This window comes from Agarivorans albus (assembly GCF_019670105.1).
In the GTDB taxonomy this organism is placed as follows: domain Bacteria; phylum Pseudomonadota; class Gammaproteobacteria; order Enterobacterales; family Celerinatantimonadaceae; genus Agarivorans; species Agarivorans albus.
In genome coordinates, this window is sequence record NZ_AP023032.1 from 1,207,009 (window position 1) to 1,227,915 (window position 20,907).

The 20,907-nt window shown below is 43.9% G+C and carries 17 protein-coding genes; 13 read left to right on the forward strand and 4 right to left on the reverse strand.

Annotated features, from left to right (window positions below):
- Nucleotides 1-85 precede the first annotated feature (85 nt).
- Complete coding sequence (locus tag K5620_RS05600; RefSeq protein ID WP_040306970.1) at nt 86-1,399, reverse strand: ATP-binding protein; 1,314 nt, start codon at nt 1,397-1,399, stop codon at nt 86-88.
- Between the two features lie 14 nt (nt 1,400-1,413).
- Nucleotides 1,414-2,163, reverse strand: a complete 750-nt coding sequence (locus tag K5620_RS05605) for a response regulator (protein WP_016400979.1) — start codon at nt 2,161-2,163, stop codon at nt 1,414-1,416.
- A 252-nt stretch (nt 2,164-2,415) separates the two neighbouring features.
- On the opposite strand from K5620_RS05605, the gene K5620_RS05610 reads away from it, so the two are divergent.
- The 4 genes from K5620_RS05610 (at nt 2,416) to K5620_RS05625 (ending at nt 6,703) form a co-directional block, all read left to right on the forward strand.
- Nucleotides 2,416-3,432 carry a DUF2860 family protein gene (locus K5620_RS05610; RefSeq protein ID WP_016400980.1) on the forward strand — a complete coding sequence of 339 codons (1,017 nt, stop codon included), beginning with the start codon at nt 2,416-2,418 and terminating at the stop codon, nt 3,430-3,432.
- Nucleotides 3,433-3,459: 27 nt separating this feature from the next.
- The gene (locus K5620_RS05615) at nt 3,460-4,278 is read left to right on the forward strand and encodes a hypothetical protein (RefSeq protein ID WP_016400981.1); all 819 of its coding nucleotides are present in this window, start codon (nt 3,460-3,462) and stop codon (nt 4,276-4,278) included.
- 218 nt (nt 4,279-4,496) lie between these two features.
- Nucleotides 4,497-5,693 (forward strand): YjgN family protein, encoded by a 1,197-nt coding sequence (locus K5620_RS05620; protein WP_016400982.1) that lies wholly within the window; start codon nt 4,497-4,499, stop codon nt 5,691-5,693.
- A 5-nt stretch (nt 5,694-5,698) separates the two neighbouring features.
- A complete protein-coding gene (locus K5620_RS05625; protein WP_016400983.1) occupies nt 5,699-6,703 on the forward strand; it encodes a M48 family metallopeptidase in 1,005 nt (334 codons plus the stop codon).
- Between the two features lie 183 nt (nt 6,704-6,886).
- On the opposite strand, the gene malE is transcribed toward K5620_RS05625, so the two are convergent.
- Nucleotides 6,887-8,065: a maltose/maltodextrin ABC transporter substrate-binding protein MalE gene (gene malE, locus K5620_RS05630; protein WP_016400984.1), complete on the reverse strand. Its 1,179-nt coding sequence runs from the start codon at nt 8,063-8,065 to the stop codon at nt 6,887-6,889.
- Between the two features lie 293 nt (nt 8,066-8,358).
- Between malE and K5620_RS05635 the strand changes: the two genes are divergently transcribed.
- The 3 genes from K5620_RS05635 to K5620_RS05645 are packed head-to-tail and all read left to right on the forward strand — an operon-like array spanning nt 8,359 to nt 9,799.
- Nucleotides 8,359-9,405, forward strand: a complete 1,047-nt coding sequence (locus K5620_RS05635; protein WP_016400985.1) for a pentapeptide repeat-containing protein — start codon at nt 8,359-8,361, stop codon at nt 9,403-9,405.
- Nucleotides 9,402-9,647, forward strand: a complete 246-nt coding sequence (locus K5620_RS05640; protein ID WP_040306971.1) for a hypothetical protein — start codon at nt 9,402-9,404, stop codon at nt 9,645-9,647. Before K5620_RS05635 ends, K5620_RS05640 begins: the two co-directional genes overlap by 4 nt.
- Nucleotides 9,648-9,649: 2 nt before the next feature.
- Nucleotides 9,650-9,799, forward strand: coding sequence for a hypothetical protein (locus K5620_RS05645; RefSeq protein WP_016400986.1), 150 nt, complete (start codon nt 9,650-9,652; stop codon nt 9,797-9,799).
- 12 nt (nt 9,800-9,811) lie between these two features.
- Here K5620_RS05645 and nifW read toward each other — a convergent pair whose 3' ends face one another.
- Nucleotides 9,812-10,087 carry a nitrogenase-stabilizing/protective NifW family protein gene (nifW, locus tag K5620_RS05650; RefSeq protein ID WP_016400987.1) on the reverse strand — a complete coding sequence of 92 codons (276 nt, stop codon included), beginning with the start codon at nt 10,085-10,087 and terminating at the stop codon, nt 9,812-9,814.
- 161 nt (nt 10,088-10,248) lie between these two features.
- Between nifW and K5620_RS05655 the strand changes: the two genes are divergently transcribed.
- The 6 genes from K5620_RS05655 (at nt 10,249) to K5620_RS05680 (ending at nt 20,794) form a co-directional block, all read left to right on the forward strand.
- The gene (locus tag K5620_RS05655; protein ID WP_016400988.1) at nt 10,249-10,470 is read left to right on the forward strand and encodes a hypothetical protein; all 222 of its coding nucleotides are present in this window, start codon (nt 10,249-10,251) and stop codon (nt 10,468-10,470) included.
- Nucleotides 10,471-10,674: 204 nt separating this feature from the next.
- Nucleotides 10,675-11,640, forward strand: a complete 966-nt coding sequence (locus tag K5620_RS05660; RefSeq protein WP_016400989.1) for a sensor domain-containing diguanylate cyclase — start codon at nt 10,675-10,677, stop codon at nt 11,638-11,640.
- A gap of 136 nt (nt 11,641-11,776) precedes the next feature.
- Nucleotides 11,777-12,082 (forward strand): hypothetical protein, encoded by a 306-nt coding sequence (locus K5620_RS05665; RefSeq protein ID WP_016400990.1) that lies wholly within the window; start codon nt 11,777-11,779, stop codon nt 12,080-12,082.
- 400 nt (nt 12,083-12,482) lie between these two features.
- Complete coding sequence (locus K5620_RS05670; protein ID WP_246612313.1) at nt 12,483-15,305, forward strand: glycoside hydrolase family 9 protein; 2,823 nt, start codon at nt 12,483-12,485, stop codon at nt 15,303-15,305.
- Nucleotides 15,306-15,371: 66 nt separating this feature from the next.
- Nucleotides 15,372-17,531 carry a cellulase family glycosylhydrolase gene (locus K5620_RS05675; protein WP_016400992.1) on the forward strand — a complete coding sequence of 720 codons (2,160 nt, stop codon included), beginning with the start codon at nt 15,372-15,374 and terminating at the stop codon, nt 17,529-17,531.
- A gap of 437 nt (nt 17,532-17,968) precedes the next feature.
- The gene (locus K5620_RS05680; protein WP_016400994.1) at nt 17,969-20,794 is read left to right on the forward strand and encodes a glycoside hydrolase family 9 protein; all 2,826 of its coding nucleotides are present in this window, start codon (nt 17,969-17,971) and stop codon (nt 20,792-20,794) included.
- The last annotated feature ends 113 nt before the right edge of the window (nt 20,795-20,907 follow it).

The window sequence follows — 20,907 nt, forward strand, 5'->3', positions numbered from 1 at the left end:
TGGTGCGAGCTTCTAGTCATTAATTTCAGCCCACAATGGTAACGCCGCTCAGCGAAAAGGCAATGGTTAAGGCGGGCAATCCCAATTATTCTTTGTGGTCTTCGCTATTTTGGAATAGTGGTAGCTCTAGGGTAAATAAAGCGCCGCCTAAATGGCTATCGCTTACGCTGGCTTTGCCGCAGTGGTTGGTGACAATTCGCTCGACAATAGATAAACCTAAGCCATGACCACCGCTCTGGCGGCTGCGGCTATCATCTACCCGAGCAAAGGGTAGGAAAATTGATTCGCGGTATTTCTCTGGTACACCGCTACCATCGTCGTGTACTTCAAAAATTACCGATTTGTTGACCACATAAGCACGGATAAGAATGAGCTTTTCGGCATACTTTTGAGCGTTTACGATCAAGTTGTTTAAGGCGCGACGCACTAGCTTTTCATCGGCCATTAAACTCAAACCCACTGGGCATTCAATTTGGATCTTTAGTTTGGGGCTGAGCTTAGAGAGGCGCTCACACATGTTGTAAAGCAAAGGGTAGGGGTTAATTGATTGCGGGTTTATTTCGCGCGCTTTGGTTAACTGAGAAAAACTAATTAACTCGTGAGTCAGGTCTTCCAAGCTATCTAAGTCTTCATCCATTTCTTGAATATGCTCGTGCATGGTTTTCATGTCGGTAATTGAGCGAGTCATATCTAAGGCAAAACGCAGATTGTTAATCGGGGTTTTTAGTTCGTGAGACGCCGCCATGGTCATTGAGTCTTGCTCTTGAATCAACGACTTAAGTTTAGCGGCCATGCTATTTAAGCTGCGCGCCATGTGATTAATCGGCGAAGGCGCTTTTTCGTTGGCACTCACGTCGAAATCTCCGTCACCTAAGGCTTTGGTCACTTTAGCTAGGCGATAAGTATGGCGAGTAATTGAGAAAGAGAACCACATTACGGTAGCGGCTAAACAGCCACCCATTAGCGCTACCATGTACCAAAATAGCCAATCACCGTAATCCACAAACTCTTCGTCTAAATCTAACTCGAGAACCTGTTGGTCGGGCCATTGGTAATAAAGAACGATGTCGTCGTCATCTAAAAAATTGCTTTTAACCGATATGTATTCACCGTTTCGCATTAGCTTTAATCGGGCTTCTGCGTCTAGTTCGGTAATTGGAAAAATGCGGATAAAGAAAGGGAATTCTTCTTGGTAGCGAGTGAGTATTTTGTCTACATCTGGGTTCTCTGCTTGCAGCAGATCTCGGTCTAGTAGGTAGTAAATAGGCAGCACAATTTGGCGTATTTGTTCGCGCTCAATGTGCTGCACCTTTTCTTCAATAATCACGCCGTAAATAAAGGTGGCAGCAATAATTGATAACACCGAAGACAGAAACAGCTTTAGAAATAAAGTAATCAAGCGGGGTTAGCTCGCTATGCTGCTTTTACAAATAAATAGCCTTTACCACGCACCGACTTAATGTAGCGATAAGGTGGCGTATTGTCGTTTAGCTTTTTACGTATAGTTGATACTCGCATGTCTAGCGAGCGGTCGAGGCCGTCGTAATCAATGCCACGCATTTCTCTAAATAGTACATCGCGCGGCAATACGTGGCCTGCGTTGTCCATCAGAAAATAGAGTAGGTCAAACTCGGCGTCGGTAAGCTCTAGCAGTTGCTCACCTAGCCAAATACGGCGCTGAGTTTTGTCGGCGATCAGCTCTTGGCAGATAATTCGGTTGGGGTGGCGAACCGGTTCGCTATTGCTTAGCTGTAAAGCATCGATGGCACTGGCGCGTTCACTGCGGCGCAGTGCAGAGCGAAGCCTAGCGAGCAAAACATGTGGACGCAATGGTTTACTTAAGAAGTCATCAACACCCAAATTTAGTGCAGACACTTCGGTTACATCGTCGCCTTGTGCAGTAACCATTAAGATCGGCCCTGAATAAAAGTCACGAACCACTTGGCATACTTGAATGCCGTCCATGCCTGGTAGCATTAAATCTAGCAGCACTGCATCTGGAGAATGTTTGGCAATTAGCTCTGGCGCTTGATCGCCACGCTCTGAAGAAATAACCTCAAAGCCTTCGCTGCGCAAGAACGTAGCCACCAACTGTTGTTGGCGTGAATCATCTTCAATTAATACGATTTTTTTGTGTTCTTGGCTCAACTTGTTTCCCTGCATAGACAACTCCCTCAGCTGGCTCATTTTAGAGAGCCCTTAGGCCGATGCAATTACCACTTACAAAACTACGACAAATATCATTTAAATGTAAACTAATTCTCAATATCCAGTTTGGAATATCGGAAAACTGTGACTATCCCTGACATAAGACTGACTGAGTGAGAATTTGTCGCATTTTACAATGTGCTCAACAAGTGGTTGCTCGGCGTGCAAACGCATGCTTGGAAGTCTATTAAAGGGATAGGGAACAGGATGAAAAAATTTCACACTAAGCGTCTATTAACAAGTAGCGTACTAGCTACGTTTGCATCTGTTGGTGCTGCCAATGCTACTGGTTATGTAGACGATGAGGCTGGGTTTGGTTTTGAGTTATTGCTGGGTGGCATGGTGGGCCAGCAACAATCTCAGTTTGATACTGATGACGATAACGCTGTGACTCAGGATCTTAATAACTCAGGTAATAAAAGTAGCGGTGTAAGCCCAGCTGTTTTAGCGGAGCTAAACTACACCTTCGCTAACAAGAAAACTCAGATTTTCTTAGGTCAACAAGAAGAAAACATTGTGCGTGGCCAAGACCAAGTTGAACTGGGTATTACCCAAATGGTGGGTGAGTATTCACAGTTAGAACTGGCATATTTCCCTAAGCTGCCCGGTTTTAGTGAGACTTGGCAAGACCCATATTTAACTGGCAGTGCGCGGCAAAAAACCGATGCTGACAGCAGTGGCTTTAGGGTAGCTTGGCGCTATTTATTTGATACGCCGCTAACCTTGCGTTACGGCTTTGCGGCGGCAGATATAGAAAATGAGCGTAGTGGTCAAGCCTTTGGTTTAGATGCTAACGAACAAAAGTTAATGCAACGTGACGGCAAGTATCACCGAATCTCTGCCGAGATCTTGGCTTACGATGAAGATGGATTTACCGTGACACCTCAGCTTACTTATACCAAGGCTGATACCGATGGTGATGCAATGGCCTTTGATGCTTATGCCTTTGGCTTAGAAACCACCTACAGCTTTGCCGAGCGCCATTTCACCAGCATTTACATTAATTATGCTAAGCGTGATTACAAAGGCCGTAATCCGATATTTAACCAAACTCAGGGCGATGATGATTTTGGTATTAACGCTATTTATGGATATGCCCAACCTTTTGATTTTGAGAATACCTCGGTATACCTGATGGCATCTTACGATAAAGGCGATAGCAACATTGAGTTCTATCAAAGCAAATCCTTAGGTTTGTTAATGGGTGTTGCTTACGAGTTTTAACAACTAGCAGGCTAAGGAGTAATCGTAATGTGGATAGCGCAACTTTCTAGGCTTAGCTTGATATTGGTGATGGTTGCTACATTTGGGGCTGGTATTGCAAACGCCGCCCACGAGTCTAGAACCATTATTTATCAAATTGCTGTGGAAGGTGATGTGGTTGGCGTTTACCAGCGGAACCGAATCATCGATAACCAGTTTCCTAATGGCTTGGTCATTGAGGAAGAGGTGGAGTTAGATTTTAGTTTTCTGTGGTTTAAGGAGTTTTATCAGCGCAGCGGAAAAGTAATGTTGGATAATGGAGCCTTGAAGCAATTCGCTTTTAAGGTTGATGAAAATCAAGAAAGCTATTTAATTTTTGGCAATGATAAATTAGAGCAAGGTATCCATATTAATGCCTTAGAAAACCAAGCTAGCAGCAACTCCACATGGACCAATAAGCTGTTGCAGTTGATTGAGAATGAGCATAACTCTAATGGCATGGCACTATTGCTAAATCGTTTTGAGCAAGCTCCTGATGCTATTTTACAACGCAGCGATTTTGATTCTGATTCTTTGAGTTTTCCTGATTACTTGATGGCATCCATTGATCATCAAAACACCCAGGTATTCAAAGTGCTAGACCTTGATGAGTTTGACATTATTCAGTATCAAGTTAAGTACTTAGGAGAGAAACCATTAAGTGCTGCAAACCGCGTGTATGTTAGCCATGGGTTTGCTTTGAATACCGAAGGAGAGAGCAGCGAGCTATGGTTAAGCAAAGATAAACTGGGGGCATTTATTGTGCAGCAAAGTGGCGTAGATGATGGAGACCATTACTCGGTGAACATGCAACAATATCTATTCTGAGTTTGTATCAAGTGAACAAATATAAATGAAGCACCCACTTAGTGTGCTTCATTTTTCTATATAGAGTGTGATTGAAAACGTTTTAATCACACTATTTAATCCTAAATTTCCCCCTCTTTGATTTTTAATAACAAAAATCTGTTTTATTTAGATATTATTGTCATTAAAGTCTTTTGACTTATTAATTTTCAATTAGTTAAACATCAGGATTTCTTGGCATGGAAAGTCAGCACTTAAGTGAAAACCGTTTTAAATTTCATGGAAAAACCGACGAGTATTTTGGAATTTGGATCGTTAATGTATTGCTCAGCATTGTTACCTTGGGTATCTATTCAGCTTGGGCAAAAGTGCGAAACAAACAGTATTTTTACGGCAATAGTGAATTAGCGGGTGAGCGATTCGAGTATTTAGCGAAACCTTTACAAATCTTGCTGGGACGGATAATTGCAGTGACTCTGGTGATTATTTGGGCTGTGTCGCCAATGATAAATGAATTGCTTCAAGTTGTTCTAATGCTGGCGTTTGTGGCAGTGATGCCAGTTTTAGTAGTGAAAAACTTACGTTTTGATTCTCGGGTAACTCGCTACAGAAACGTTCGATTTGATTTTGTAGGCAGCTATGGCGGAGCCTACATGGCGTTAATGGTGATGCCGTTTTTAGCTTCCGTCATTTTTGCTTTAACTGCTGGATTAGTTATTGGACTTGGTAGTGTTATTTCACCTTTAGTATCAGGTGTATTAGGTGTAGTGGTTATTGGCGCTGGGTGTACTTACTTGTATGCCTTTATGGCTACTTACATGAGCCGCTATGTATTGAATAACTACCAATGGGGCAGCATGAAGTTTACCGCAGATATTGAGTCTGCGGCCATGTTTAAAATTTTCTTAAAAGCCGCAGCGGTTGGTTTGGGCGGTGTACTGGCTTTATGTCTAGTGGGAGCTTTGCTGGCGTTTGCTCTATTTAGCGCAGACTTTAGCCAACTCGGCGCTATGTTTGCTTCATTGGAGCAAGGCGGTACTGAAGACCTAGCAGCCGGCGGCGCGTTGGTTGGGATCTTCATGCTGATTTATCTCAGCTTTTTTTTGCTGGGCTGGTTTGTAACTGCCTACTTAAAAGCTTGTTTGCGAAACTATCAGTTTGGACAAACAGACATAGAAGGCCAGTTGTTTATGGTGTCATCAGTAAAGCCTTTGGCATTTATGGGCGTAATGCTTAGCAATATGTTGATTATTGTATTCTCATTTGGTTTAGCGACCCCTGTTGCAAAAGTGCGCATGGCGAAGTTTTTGGCACAAGCGACGGCAGTACAGGGTGATATCGAAAGCATCGCAACGAACAACCAAGTAAGTGATAGCAAAACGGCAATTGCTGATGAAGTTGCTGATGCCTTTAGCGTAGAAATTGGCGTGATTTAAGCTCCATGATCATTACCGGAAAGGTTTTTGTAGAAAACAGCTCTGTGTCTAGAGCCGCCAAGTTGCATTGCTCTGATGAAGGGTGGCTTGAGCTAAGTGATGAATTTAGCGCTATTCGAGCGCCATTATCTGAGCTAGATATTGCGATGTCGATTGGCTCGCAAGCGCGCGCCATTGGTTTTAGCAATGGCAGTCGCTTTGTTGCCGATGAACCAAGCCGTTTGAATAGTTGGCTGGATAAACAAGGCCAAGGCTCCTGGTTAAAAACTTTAGAGCGCAATGTCTTTATGATTATCTTAGCCTTTGTAGTGAGTGGGGCGGCTATTTACGCGGCTGCTAGCCAAGGGCTTCCTTGGTTAAGCCATTATTTGGCCGGCAAAGTGCCGGTTTCCATTAGCCAAGAGCTAGGCGAAAGGACGCTGCAGCAATTTGAAACTTTAGGTTTTAGTGAAACTGAAATCAACCCAGAGCAACGCCAAGCAATAGAGCAAAACTTTAATAGCTTGGTAGAACAAATCGATAGCCTACCCATGCAGCCTAAGTTGTACTTTTACCGCATGGGCGAAGACGCAAATGCTTTTGCGTTAGCCGATGGCAGTATTGTGGTGACCGACCAATTAGTAAAACTGCTAGATAGCCCAGAACAACTCAATGGCATTTTATTACACGAGTTAGCCCATGTGGCTCATAACGATGTGATGGCAAGTTTAGTGCGCTCGGCTTTGATCAGTACAGCTGTGGTGTTAGTTGTTGGCGATACAAGCATACTGGTAGATGGCCTAGTAAGCGCCGCAGTACTAGGGGTAAGCCTTGGCTACTCTAGAGAAGCTGAGCAACAAGCCGATTTGTTCGCCTGTCATTGGAGCAAGCAGCTAGATTTACCTCAAGATCAATTACTCGCCGGCTACCAGCATTTATTCGAAGACCACGAGTCACACATTCCTACATGGATAAGCAGCCACCCAGGAGATGAGGATCGTTTAAAGCAATTATCGAATTGTTTAAATTAGAACTGTAGGCGCATTGCTTTATTGAGCACGTAAACCAACCATAAATGTGTAAGGTTCTCCTCCAAAATAGAAGGGGAGTGAATAGGTGCAATTTTTGGGTTTGCAGACGTAGTATTGCAAGAATGAGCTAAACTAAGGCTTTGTTTTAAGAGAATGAGGCTGAATCAACAGCCTCATGAATGGCTAACGAGTAATCCGTTTAGCGGCAGCATTTAGGGCCTTATCTACAGCCTGTCTACCGGTGGTGATGTTGGTGAGGCTAGTGGCCATAGCGGCCCAAAACTTACCCATTGCTGCAGCATTTGGCATAGGTTCGCCTTGTGCTGCACTGGCATAAACTGCCTGTACTTTGGGGTCGTTAATTAACTCTTGCTGTAACTGCAAGTTTGCCATGGCACCAATGTCTCCGCTGCTAAACAGTAAGCGTTGGTTGTCTACATTCATTAAGTAGTAGTTTAGAAACTCGTCTACCAATGCGGGTTGGTTAGTTGCGCTATTCACCATGGCGCTCCAAATACCTACAAAGGCTTTGGCCGGCTTACCATTAATTTTAGGTAACGGCGCAACGCCAAAATCCATACCTACACTTTCCAATTCATCCCAGTACCAAGGTCCATTAATTACCATGGCCACCTTGCCTTTAACAAACTGCATATCCATGATTGAATAATCCGCGTTACGCGGCATTATCTGTTGGTCGAGCATGTCTTTTAGTAGTTTGCCGGCATACATAGCGCTGGGGTGGTTAACCCCGGTGTCTTTTACATCGTATTGCCCACCTTGCTTGCCGAATACATAAGCGCCATTTGCAGCAAATAGTGGCCATGTATAGTAGGTATTGTTGTAGTCCCACAAAATGGCTTTGGTTTGTTGCTGCTCTTGAAGCTGCTTATCTAGAGCGAAGATTTCCTCAAAACTAGTAGGAACTTCCTTAATTAAGGCTTTGTTGTAAATAAGGCTTATCGCTTCTACGCCTATCGGGTAGCCATATATTTTGCCTTCAACTTTCACTGCGTCCCAGGCGTAGTCTACCGCGGAATCTTGTAGTGCTTGGCTGGGTTTTAACTGTTTAATAAGACCAGCATTTGCCCAATCGCCCATTCTGTCGTGGGGCCAAAATACGATGTCTGGTCCTTCACCATTACGAGCTTGAATTTCAAAGTTTCCAGTGATGTCGACGGGTTGTTTCACCTCAACAATAATGCCGGTATCTGCGTTAAATTGTTTCGCAATAAGCTGCATTTGTTGGTGACTTTTGCCTGTCCATATAGTGAGCTCTGGCTGCTGAGTGTCGGCCAGAGCTAGGCTTGAAAATGCCGCTAAAGCATAGCTTAGCGTTATGCTGGTAATCCCTATTTTCATTATGTTTTTCCCGATAGCTTGCCGACTCAGCATTGAAAAAACATGAGTGATTTGCAAGAAAAAGCAAAGTGGCTATAGAGAAAGCTCACATTCAAGATTAACTTGTTGATAGATTTGCGATCTTAAGCTGCTTATTTAGAAACTGTTAACAATTGTGTCACTTTTCTTTACAAAAGCTGCGTTGTGGATTTTTGTTCAAAAATTAAACATGTTGATTTAACTAACTATGTCGCTCTAGGTACTAAATATGCATCAAGTCATTAGATAAAGTTATCATCAGTTTAAGAATTCACATGAGTGATAAGAGTCTTTCATCTGTTAAGCGGTTCTTTCGTTGGGTTGATTTACATCACGGCGTACTAGGGTTTATCGCTACAGTTGTCACAGTCATTGTTACGGTGGGTGTTGCATACAAATCTATTCAAACGTCGGCAGATCTTTTTTCTGAGGAGCTTAAGGCGCAAAAAGATGCTGCCCAAGTGGCAAACGTAGCAAATTATGTTTCCGCAATTAGCGAAGCGCTGTTGGTGTTTAAAGACTCTGATGAAGAAGCTTTAGATAGATTCGTAGTATCTCGTTCTGAGTTGCTTTTGGAGAGTTTAAGCACATCTACTTTATTAGCTCAGGTCATTCAGTTCATTTCAGATAATGACTTTGCCAAGTTGTTTGATACCACAAGGTATTTTCAAGAGAAGAAGTTTCTGTCTTTAGCAGGCAAGGATCTTTCTTATATCGAGTTAAACGACATCACATTTACAACAACCAGTTTGTATTGCGTGAACCTGACGGGTTCATATTTATCTAGAACGACCTTTAATTTCCCTGATTTTAGCTATGTAAATATGGAAAACTTAAATTTTAACGAAACTAAGCTTAATGGCGCTCGAGTCTATTGGAGCAACTTAAAAGACGTATCCATAGAACTTTCAGGTCAGGAAGAGAATCTACCATTAATATTTTCTCAAACCAGTTTTATATTTTCTAATTTACAAGGCTTACGTTTAGGTAAGTCTAATTCACAATCTGAATCGCTTGACCCAGACAAATTAAAGAAACAACAGCAGGAAGATCTAGAAGTGTTGGCTAAGATGCTATTCAACTCCAAGTCTCTCTATGGCTCTCTTTTAGATAACGATTTAAAGCAGTCAATGATAGACATTGACGCTGAGAAGTATGAAAAGCTAGTGAGCTTGGAGTACTTCCTTAAAGTTGACTCTGTACCCGACGCTAGCCTAGAGGCTAGTCGAAAGACCTATAGCACTGAAGCGCAATTGATTGCGCAACAAGAGGGGTGGAGACAGCGATGGCAAGCTAAGATAGAAAGGTGGTGTAAAAAATGATGAAAATGATCTTTTATCTACTTCCCTTAAGTTTTGCTGTGAGTGCCAATTGCACCTTGCAAGGAGATGTATATCAAGAGGGAGCCCAGCTAGGTAATCTGAAATGTTTAAATGGAAATTTTACTTTAATAAATCCAGACCCCGAGCCTACGTTAATTACAACGATGGATTTGACTGAACGCAATGGTATTCACGTTGAAACTACAGAACAACCGCCAACGGATAGTACCGAGGAGAAATAGCCATGAAAATACTTAAAATAGGGCTTGTGCTAGTGACACTATTACTTAGTTTGCCTAGCTTTGCTGATTGCGTACACGGCGGTAATGTGTATCCAGAAGGGGCGACTATAGGTAGCTATAAATGTGTAAATGGCTCGTGGGTGGGCAATTAATTTTACCTGTGTTTACCTACGTTCACAGGAAGTACAGCCGCGACAAGCCGAGCGGGTATGTTTGTCTAAACGCTCACGCTGAGTTTTGCAGTAAGCATTCTTTAAGGCTCGGCGTGCCGAAAACCAGTCATCTGCTTTACTTAAGATGAGGTTGCCGCCAAAACGTTTAACTAACAAGTCTCGGCATTCATCAATAAAACCCTTGTCAAAGTCGATTTCGAAGTAGCGCAATGCTTCTTCAATGCAAGTGAAGTTTTCAATTGTCTTGTTGATTTTGGTATCAGTCATTAATGAGTCCTAAAGCTTGGCGAATAGGCTAGCAAAATCATTGAGATCTTTTTTTGATGTGACTTAATTAAGTTTCGATTCAGCGTCTTTCGAAAAAACAGGATGACTTTGAACTAAACTCAGACTAAGTTGTTAAGCAAATGTTACATTGGGCTTAAGTGATGAAATCTGCAATTCCGGTAATAATCTGCGTACTTATTTCAGCCTGTTCTAGCCAAGCTACCACGAGTAGCGGCGACAATAAGGCTGAAGATAATCAAAACTATAATCAGGATTTGCTGGCATCTATCAAGCAATCTAATACCAACAAGCAAGGCGCTTTTCTTACCGAAGAGCAAATTGATATGTGGCAGAACTCTGGCTGCGGAGGCGGTCATAAATAGTGTTAACTAAAGAAACTCGTCTTATCCTCATCCCATTTACTTTTCCTATAGTAAATATTTCTTGCCAGTTGATCAGGCTTCAAGTCTTAGTTAATGATTATTGATAGCGGGCACTATAAGTACTTCTTTCTTAAACTTTATTTATCAGCTTAGCTAAGGCCTTACTTAGCTAACTCGGTGAGTTTGGTTATTTTGGAGGTGTAGATGCCCTTAAAGCCCGCGATTGACCCAGAACAATGGATTTTATCCAACCCAAATGACCTAATATCTCTTACCAAATGGCAGCGTACAGTTAACTTGCTGGCTAAATTGTTTGATGCGCCTGCCGGCTTTTTAGTACAACACACACCAAGTGGTTACCAAATCACTATTGCTAGCGAGCAGAACACTAATCCCTACAGCGCGGGCATGGTGGTAGAGCCCCAGGCTAATATCTTCTGTCGCAAAATTGTTGAAACGCGTAAAAGCTTGTATGTGGCAAATGCAATGATAGATCCTTGCTGGGATAGCAATCCTGAGGTGCATGGTGATGGGTTTCGCTCATATTTAGGTGTGCCGGTATTTTGGCCAAACGGAAAAGCCTTTGGCACTTTTTGTGTGATGGATTATCGAGAAACCAATTACGATGATACATACTTTGAACTTATCGAGCAGTTAAAAGACATTTTAGAAGCCGATTTGTCTTTGCTTGAGTTGTACACTCATATGCAAAAGTTGGCGGTTACCGATCCTTTAACCGAGTTAAACAACCGCCGCGGATTTTGCTCATTAGCTCAGCAGCGGATCCGCTTAGCAAAACGCATGGGCTCTCGCTTGGGTGTATTTTACCTCGATGTAGACAAGTTTAAGCAAATTAACGATAACTACGGGCATGCCGTAGGGGATGAAGTGTTGATTGATGTGGCTAAAGCGATGCACAAATGCGTACGTAGCTCTGATGTGATTGGTCGCATGGGCGGGGACGAGTTTGTTGCTTTAGTATTAATTGAGCATGATTCTGATTTTGATGCCATTGCCCAGCGCTTTACCGACCAGTTTGCTCAATACTCCGAGCAAGACTTACCCTTGTACACCGTGGCCATCGGCTATATTGATGTTGACTTAAACATGGAGGTTGAGGGCATCTTGGCCTTGGCAGACCAAGATATGTATCAACATAAAGTTGAGTAATTATTTGATTGTATTTTGACCAGTTAGCTTTGCTGGTGTATCATCGCGCAGCTTTAGAATTACTCACTAATTTTTGCCTGCACTAATGGTATGACTGTTCGCCTCGGATGGCGCGTTTTGGCTATCGGAGATTTACTTGGAACAGTTTATTCAATTTTTGTATCCCTTCAGTTGGATCATTTCTATTTTGTCCTTCAGCCCGCAAATCATTCGCTTAATGCGGATAAAAGGCCCCGCTAAAGATATCTCGTTTTTAAGTTGGATTATGTTCCAATGTAATGCGGTATTAGCCTGGTCTTATACGGTGTTTGTAGTGGGCGATCCTCTGCTGTCAGTTACTACTACCTTGGTACTAACTGCCAACATTACCATGGTTATGGTATTGGTTTACAAGCGCATTAAATATCGAGAAGTAGTAGTGGAAGAAGCCTTAAGTGCCTGATTTTATTTGCCTCTCTAAAAAAAACTCAAAGTAAAAACTGCTTTTAAGTGGGAATGACGCTGGTCTTATCAGTCGTCATTCGCGACCTCGCGCAACATTTTGTATGAAACAAGCCTGATTTTTTCCTTTTCATTTCATCACAAAAATCTTTTCCTTGATTAGTTTCATATTTGTCAATAAAGGCCTTGAGAACTGTTTTTTGCTTGCTAGTTTCATTATTGAGTAAAACCTCAAAGTAAGGTTTGCCAAAAGGGTGTGAGGCCTAATGAGAGCGTTCATGAGTTAGCATGGCATGGTTAAGCTCTTCGTTTGCAGCGGTTTACACACCAGTGTGCTTCTTACCTTCACAAAGATGAAGAGGAAGAAAATAGCTAATTTTGCAAATATAGAGAGATACGCAATGATGTTAAGGAAAACACTTCTCGCTACGGCGATGGTAACCAGTGCGGTGTCGGCGCACGCAGCCAATTATGGTGAAGCGCTACAAAAATCCATTTATTTTTACGAAGCTCAACAATCGGGAGTTTTGCCCGAATGGAACCGAAATGAATGGCGTGGCGACTCGGCACTTGGTGACGGTAGCGACAACAATGTAGATCTAACCGGTGGTTGGTATGATGCAGGCGACCACGTTAAGTTCGGCTTCCCAATGGCATCTACCGCCACAATGTTGGCTTGGGGGGTAGTGGAATACCCAGAAGCTTATGCGCAAACCAACCAACTAGAACACATTAAAAACAACCTACGTTTTGTGGCCGATTATTTTGTTAAAGCCCATACCGCGCCAAATGAATTATGGGGCCAAGTAGGTAAAGGCAGCGTAGACCATGCCTGGTGGGGCTCGGCCGAAGTAATGCAAATGGAGCGTCCATCATACAAAATTGATGCGGCTAATCCTGGTTCTGATTTAGCGGGGGAAACCGCAGCAGCGCTAGCAGCCATTTCCATGGTGTTTAAAGACAGTGATCCTAGTTACTCGGCGATGTTGTTGGAGCACGCCAAGCAGCTTTATGCCTTTGCCGATAATTATCGTGGCAAATACTCAGATGCTATTACCGATGCAAAAGCCTTTTATAACTCATGGAGTGGTTATCAAGACGAGTTGGTGTGGGGCGCAATTTGGTTGTATCAAGCCACTAACGATGTTGCTTACTTAGATAAAGCCAAACTCGAATATCCTAATTTAGGCACCGAGGGACAAACAGAGTATCGCGCTTACAAATGGGGCCAAGCGTGGGATGATAAGTCTTATGGCTCTTATGTTTTGTTAGCTAAAATTACTGGCGAGCAAGTTTATCAGGATGATGCAGAGCGCTGGTTAGATTATTGGACCACCGGCTTTAACGGCGAAAAAATCACCTACACACCGGGTGGCTTAGCCTTTTTGGATGTTTGGGGCGCAGCGCGCTATACCTCTAATACGTCATTTCTAGCACTGATTTATTCCGACTTTTTAAAAGCCAATAACCTTGCAGCAGGCAAGGCGGAAACCTATTACAACTTCGCGAAGAGCCAATTAGATTACATTTTGGGTGATAACCCGCTCAACATTTCTTACCAAATTGGTTATGGCGATTACCACCCAACCAAACCTCATCACCGCACGGCCCATGGTGCCTGGGCTGATAGCTTATCAAGCCATCCAGAAGAAAACCGTCACTTGTTAGTGGGCGCATTAGTAGGCGGCCCTGGTGATGATGATTCTTACGCCGATGACCGTGGTGACTACTATAAGAACGAAGTTGCAACCGACTATAACGCTGGTTTCACTTCAGCTCTCGCGCGCTTATGGCTAGATCATGGTGGAGCGCCAATTGCTGAAGCCGATTTCCCGGCTAAAGAAGTGCGCGACACCGAGTTATTTGTTGATGCAAAAGTAAACTCAGAAGGGCCGCGCCATATCGAAATTAGCGCCCGGGTACACAACCACACAGCTTGGCCTTCTCGTGTTACTGATGACCTAAGTATTCGTTATTGGGTTGATTTAACTGAAGTGGTTGCTGCGGGTTACACCGTTGACGATGTAACTATCTCAACGGCTTACTCCCAAGGTACTGGTTATAGCGGCTTACATCCATGGGGGAATGATGGTGACAATATCTACTACGCAGATATTAGCTTTGCTGGTGTAGACATCTACCCAGGTGGTCAATCGCCATCGAAAAAAGAAGTCCAGTTCCGATTAGCCTTGCCAACCAATACCAACGATCCAGATTGGGATAACGCAAACGATCCTTCTTGGGATAACTACACTAATGCACATGAACTGGCACCGAAAATCGCCATGTACGATGCGGGTGTTTTGGTATGGGGCAGTGAGCCAAGTGCCGCTTGTGGTGGTGCTACCGGTATAAACTGTGCGCCAATTGCCCAAAACCAATCGGTAGATACAGCCTTTGATACTCCGGCTTCTGTCACCTTATCTGCTAGCGACAGTGACGGTTCTATAGCAAGTTATGCCATTGCTAGCCAGCCAAGTCAGGGTACGGTAACGCTAACGGGTAATGTTGCTAGCTACGTACCTAATGCAGGTTTCTTTGGTAGCGATAGCTTCACTTTTACCGCAACTGATGATCAAGGTGAAGTCTCTCAAACAGCGACGGTAACGGTTGAAGTTGCTGCACCAATAATCCCAGCAGTAGCTATTAGCTCACCGGAGAACGGTACAGAGGTTAGCCCTAGCAGTGAGGTTGTGTTGCAGCTCGATGTTGCCAACGCTTATGGCGCTAATGTTTATCTTGATGGCGCATTAGCTGCCAACCGAGTTGGCAGTGGTGCGGTAACTATTAGCATGCCTGCTACAGAAGGTGCTGTGGCTATTTTGGTCATTGCCACTGATGAACAAGGAAGCGAGTTAAGCGCAGAAGCCAGCTTAAGCTTGGTGGTTAAGCAAGGTGCAGAGCCTCCAGTAGGTGATGGCTTAAGCTGTGAAGTAGGTAAAGCTGACACTTGGTCTACCGGCTTTGTGATTAACAGTATCACGGTAACCAATGCAGGCAGCGAAGCGGTAAGTGGCTGGAAAGTAAATCTAGTATTTACCGACCCAGTGAGACTTGCTAACGGTTGGAATGCCCAGCTAAATGCCTCAAGTGATGGTTTAGGTATTAGCGCTAGTAACGAGGTATACAATGGTCAGCTTGCGCCTAATGCCAGTGCCTCGTTTGGTCTACAAGGCGAGCATTCTGGCACCTTTGTTGCCCCTACCTGTGAAATTTTACCTTAGAACTTAACATCCCAAAGCGGCCTTAACTGGCCGCTTTTCTCATTGGGAAATGTTATGGAGAACATAATGAAAACATCTAAAACACTACTCGCTAAATGCGTGGGTTTTGCTGCGGCCTCGTTATGCAGCGCAAGTTTACTGGCGGCTCCGCTGCCTGGCGATGATTGGCTTCACGTAGAAGGCAATCAAATTAAAGATATGCAAGGCAATACGGTTTGGCTTACCGGGGCTAACTGGTTTGGCTTTAATACTACCGAGCGAGTATTGCATGGTTTGTGGTCGGTAAACTTAGAGAGCACCATTCAGGACATTGCTACTCGCGGTGTCAACTTACTGCGGGTGCCTATTTCTACCGAGTTACTTAAAGAATGGAAAAATGGCCAGTTTGTGCCAATTCAAGTGAATGCTTCGGCTAACCCAGATTTAGCGACAGCTACTTCATTGGAAGTGTTTGATGCCTTAATTGCCGCTGCTAAAGCGAGTGGTATGAAGATCTTGCTTGATGTTCACGGCGCCGAAGCCGATAACATGGGGCATATTGCGCCGCTTTGGTACAAAGGCGATATTACTTCAGAAGATTTTTATTCCACCTGGGAGTGGGTAACCGAACGTTATAAAAATGATGACACCATCATCGCCTATGACCTAGAAAATGAACCCCATGGTAACCCTCAGCAAAGTGCCGCTGGTGAGTTTGCCAAGTGGGATGACAGTACCGATGAAAACAACTGGAAGCATGCCTGTGAAACAGTATCTAACCGTGTGTTAGATATTAACCCTCATATCTTAGTGATGTGTGAAGGCATTGAAGCGTATCCCGTGGAAGGTAAAAACTGGGAAAGCAAAGGAAAAGATGATTTTCACTTTAATTGGTGGGGCGGCAATTTACGTGGCGTACGCGAATTCCCGATTGATTTAGGCGCACGCCAACAGCAATTTATGTACTCACCACACGACTATGGGCCTTTAGTATTTGAGCAAGAGTGGTTCTATCCAGGGTTTAACAAAGACACCTTGTACCAAGATGTGTGGAAAGATAACTGGATGTTTATTCATGAAGAAGGCATTGCACCGCTACTAATTGGTGAGTGGGGCGGCTTTATGGATGGTGGCCCAAATGAAGCGTGGATGGTAGCAATCCGTGATTTGATTATTGAGCATCAATTACACCACACCTTTTGGTGTATTAATCCTAACTCTGGCGATACCGGAGGCTTGCTAGGCCACGACTGGACTACCTGGGACGAAGATAAATATGCTTTGTTTAAGCCTTCTTTGTGGACTAACGATGCTGGCAAATTTATTAGCTTAGATCATGAAGTTGCACTAGGAGGAGAGGGCAGTACCACTGGTATTAGTTTGAATGATTACTACCAAGGGCTAAATCCTTCGGTAAGCATTAATTCTCCGGCTGCAAACAGCATTGTGCTTACAGGCTCGCAGGTCATGCTTGGTTACTCGGTGAACAAAGCGGCTTCGGTTAATATTTATCTTGATGGAAGCTTGGTGAAAAACGCACCTACTGCAGGTAGTGCTAGTATCACCGCTCCCTCGGCAGAAGGTGATTTCACCATCATGATTGTTGCTGTAGACAGCAACGGTAACGAGATGGCGGTAAGCGACAGCATTACTTTAAGTGCTCTGAACGAAGTACCGCTGCAGCCAGAAGTGAGCTTAAGTGCACCTACCAACAATACCAGTATTGAAGCCGGCAGCAGTTTTAGTGTGACAGTAAGCTTAAAAGATGCCGCAGGGTTTGAAACTAACCTAGCCGGACAACTGCAATCGTTTAGTGGTACCAGCGGTGAGTTAACTGCGCCTGCAGAAGTAGGGGATTATACCTTAACGGTGACCGCGCAAGACGAGCAGGGGCAAAACCTTAATGCAACAGACAGTATTAGCTTAAAAGTGCTTGAACCGGCAGCGGCAAATTTGAGTTGTGAAGTTGGCGCGGCAGATTCTTGGGCTAGCGGCTTTGTGATTAACAGCATTACGGTTACAAATACCGGCTCAAATACTGTTTCAGCTTGGAACGCAGTGCTTGAGTTCTCGCAAAGTGTAACGCTAGTGGGTGGATGGGGCGGCGTGTTTAATGCTTCTGCCCAAAGCATCGAGGTCACCAATGAAGCATACAATGGTCAATTAGCACCAGGGGCGAGTATCTCCTTTGGTTTGCAAGGTGGTCATTCAGGTAACTTTGCTGCACCGAGCTGTCGTATGCGTTAGTAAGACCTTCAATTTATTGACTAAATTAGCAGTATAGCTGTAAAGCCCTCATTACAATTTGAGGGCTTTTTTACTTTTTGGGAAAAGGCTTTACTTAACACTAGTGTTATATGCTGCTTACTTTGTTTTTTGCTTTGTTGTTTAGATGATAAAACTATCCTTCCTAAACTTTTCACAGTTTCAGCTGCCGAGTATTTTTTAGCACTGGAAATAAAAAACTCTGACCAACTAGGGTAAGCTCTTGCGGGTTTACTGATGAATAACATATTTGTTGGTCATTTTAGAAACCTAAGCTTCAATAGCTGTGCGGTGAACTTGCACAACACCAATGGTTATTGGGCAAAGAGTTTAGTTTTCGGTAAACGGCATTACTTCTTACTGCTACAAAGAATGGCTGAAGAAGGATTACGTTCTAAATTTTTGTGAGATAACTAAAGATGTTAAGGAAAACCTTACTAGCAAGCGCGATCATTTCCAGTGCAATGTCTGTTCAAGCAGCAAATTATGGTGAAGCGCTACAAAAATCGATTTATTTTTATGAAGCCCAGCAGTCAGGGGTATTGCCTAGTTGGAACCGTACTGAATGGCGTGGTGATTCTGCGCTAAAAGACGGTAGCGATAACAACGTAGATCTTACCGGTGGTTGGTACGATGCAGGTGACCACGTAAAATTTGGTTTTCCTATGGCGGCCACTGCCACCATGCTTGCTTGGGGGGTAGTTGATTACCCACAAGCTTACGAGCAAACCAACCAGCTTAAACATATCAAAAACAATTTACGTTTTGTGGCCGACTATTTTGTTAAGGCTCACACTGCGCCTAATGAGTTTTATGGCCAAGTTGGCAAAGGTAGCGTGGATCACGCTTGGTGGGGCTCGGCCGAAGTGATGCAAATGGAGCGTCCTTCATACAAAATTGATGCAGCTAACCCTGGCTCTGATCTAGCAGGTGAAACGGCAGCAGCGTTAGCGTCTATTTCGATGGTGTTTAAAGATAGCGACCCAAGTTATGCGGCTATGTTGTTAGAGCACGCCAAGCAGCTGTATTCGTTTGCCGATAACTACCGTGGCAAATACTCAGATGCAATCACCGATGCCACCGCTTTTTATAACTCTTGGAGTGGTTATCAAGATGAATTGGTGTGGGGTGCCATTTGGTTATACCGCGCAACTGGCGACGACAGTTACCTAAATAAAGCTAAAACAGAATACGGCTCTTTAGGTACTGAACCGCAAACAGATACGCGTTCTTACAAGTGGGGCCAAGCGTGGGATGATAAGTCTTACGGCGCTTATGTTTTAATGGCAAGCCTAACTGGAGAAGCACAATATCAGGCAGACGCAGAGCGTTGGTTAGATTATTGGACCGTTGGCTACAATGGTCAAAAAATTCGTTACACGCCAGGTGGCTTAGCGTTTCTAGATACTTGGGGGGCTGCACGTTATACCTCAAATACCTCTTTCTTAGCTTTGGTGTATTCTGATTACCTTAAAGAAAACACCAACAAAACCGCTAAAGCCGATGTGTATTACAACTTTGCTAAAAGCCAGCTGGATTACATTTTAGGTGATAACCCGCTTAATATTTCTTACCAAATTGGTTATGGCGATTATCACCCAACCAAGCCGCATCACCGCACTGCGCATGGTACTTGGAATGACAACTCTGGCGATCCAGTAGAAAACCGTCACTTATTGGTTGGTGCATTGGTTGGTGGCCCTGGCTTGGATGATTCGTGGGCCGATGATCGTGGCGACTACGTGAAAAACGAAGTGGCAACCGATTACAATGCTGGCTTTACTTCCGCGTTAGCGCGCCTGTGGCTTGACCATGGCGGTGATCCCATTGCAGAAGCAAATTTTCCAGCTAAAGAGGTTCGCGATACCGAGCTATATGTAGAAGCTAAAATTAACTCACAAGGCACTCGCCATATTGAGTTAGCGACTCGTGTACACAACCATACTGCGTGGCCTTCACGGGTAACCGATAAATTAAGCTATCGCTACTGGGTAGACCTAACAGAAGTGTTTGATGCCGGTTACTCGGTTGATGATGTACGTTTATCAACTGCTTACAGCCAAGGTTCTGGTTATAGCGGTTTACACGCTTGGGGTAATAACGAAGACAACATCTATTACGCTGAGATTAGCTTTGATGGCGTAGATATTTACCCCGGCGGTCAATCAGCTTCTAAGAAAGAAGTGCAGTTCCGCTTATCGCTACCAACCAATACCAACAACCCTGACTGGGACAACAGTAATGACCCATCTTGGGAAAACTTTAGCAATGCATACAAGCTAGCAAATAACATTGCTTTGTATGATAACGGCGAGTTGGTATGGGGTAATGAACCATCGGCTGCTTGTGGCCCAACTACTGGCATCAACTGTGCGCCTATTGCGCAAAGCCAAAGTGTTAGCACTGAGTCTGACACTGATGTGTCTGTTGAACTAAGCGGCAGTGATTCTGATGGTGATGTTGTTAGTTACGAGATAGCCTCTCAGCCTGCAAACGGCTCGGTTAGTCTTAGTGGTAAATTTGCGACCTACACACCTAATACGGGCACTTTTGGTAGCGATAGTTTCACCTTCGTGGCGATTGATGACCAAGGAGCTAAGTCTGCAGAAGCTAAAGTTACTGTAACAGTTGCAGAACCGATTGTACCTGCAGTAGCAATTAGCTCTCCTAGCAATGGCAGTGAAGTTCGACCAGCTAGTGAAGTTCAGCTTCGTCTTGATTTAGCCAATGCTTATGGCGCGAATGTATACGTAGATGGTGCATTAGCAACCACTCGAGTTGGCAGCGGTAACGTAGCGCTGACTATGCCAGAAACAGAAGGGCAGGTAGTGATTGTAGTAATTGCTACTGACGAGCAAGGTGAAGAATTATCAGCAGAAGCTAGCTTAAACTTAAATGTTAAAGCGGGTGAACAGCCTCCTGTAGGCGGTGGTGATTCTAAACTTACTTGTACTGTTGGTGAAGCCAATGTTTGGAATACAGGCTTTGTATTAGGCAACCTTAAGGTGACCAATGCTGGCGGTGAAGAGGTAACAGGGTGGAAAGTTCACCTGAGCTTCCCTCAACCAATTAGTTTGGTAAATGGCTGGAATGCTAAATATCAAGCCTCAAGTGATGGTTTAGGTTTAACTGCTGTGAACGAAGTTTACAATGGTCTTTTAGCGCATAGCCAAAGCACCTCATTTGGTCTGCAAGGTGGATACAACGGAAGCTTTGAAGCGCCAAGCTGTGAAGTGTTACCTTAGTATTATTACCTTTTGAACAAGGCGGCTCAGGCCGCCTTTTTTAATGCCAATTTGGTAGCTGTTTTATGACGCAACTAAATAATCACTATAAAGCACACCGGCTTAAACATGGC

Bases quoted from the DNA above. Each gene is read 5' to 3' on its own strand.
- K5620_RS05635 (WP_016400985.1), top strand. From the start codon at position 8,359: ATGAGTGATAAGAGTCTTTCATCTGTTAAGCGGTTCTTTCGTTGGGTT.
- K5620_RS05640 (WP_040306971.1), top strand. From the start codon at position 9,402: ATGATGAAAATGATCTTTTATCTACTTCCCTTAAGTTTTGCTGTGAGT.
- K5620_RS05610 (WP_016400980.1), top strand. From the start codon at position 2,416: ATGAAAAAATTTCACACTAAGCGTCTATTAACAAGTAGCGTACTAGCT.
- K5620_RS05605 (WP_016400979.1), bottom strand. From the start codon at position 2,163: ATGCAGGGAAACAAGTTGAGCCAAGAACACAAAAAAATCGTATTAATT.
- K5620_RS05645 (WP_016400986.1), top strand. From the start codon at position 9,650: ATGAAAATACTTAAAATAGGGCTTGTGCTAGTGACACTATTACTTAGT.
- K5620_RS05655 (WP_016400988.1), top strand. From the start codon at position 10,249: ATGAAATCTGCAATTCCGGTAATAATCTGCGTACTTATTTCAGCCTGT.
- nifW (WP_016400987.1), bottom strand. From the start codon at position 10,087: ATGACTGATACCAAAATCAACAAGACAATTGAAAACTTCACTTGCATT.
- K5620_RS05625 (WP_016400983.1), top strand. From the start codon at position 5,699: ATGATCATTACCGGAAAGGTTTTTGTAGAAAACAGCTCTGTGTCTAGA.
- K5620_RS05615 (WP_016400981.1), top strand. From the start codon at position 3,460: ATGTGGATAGCGCAACTTTCTAGGCTTAGCTTGATATTGGTGATGGTT.
- K5620_RS05670 (WP_246612313.1), top strand. From the start codon at position 12,483: ATGATGTTAAGGAAAACACTTCTCGCTACGGCGATGGTAACCAGTGCG.
- malE (WP_016400984.1), bottom strand. From the start codon at position 8,065: ATGAAAATAGGGATTACCAGCATAACGCTAAGCTATGCTTTAGCGGCA.
- K5620_RS05680 (WP_016400994.1), top strand. From the start codon at position 17,969: ATGTTAAGGAAAACCTTACTAGCAAGCGCGATCATTTCCAGTGCAATG.
- K5620_RS05675 (WP_016400992.1), top strand. From the start codon at position 15,372: ATGAAAACATCTAAAACACTACTCGCTAAATGCGTGGGTTTTGCTGCG.
- K5620_RS05660 (WP_016400989.1), top strand. From the start codon at position 10,675: ATGCCCTTAAAGCCCGCGATTGACCCAGAACAATGGATTTTATCCAAC.
- K5620_RS05620 (WP_016400982.1), top strand. From the start codon at position 4,497: ATGGAAAGTCAGCACTTAAGTGAAAACCGTTTTAAATTTCATGGAAAA.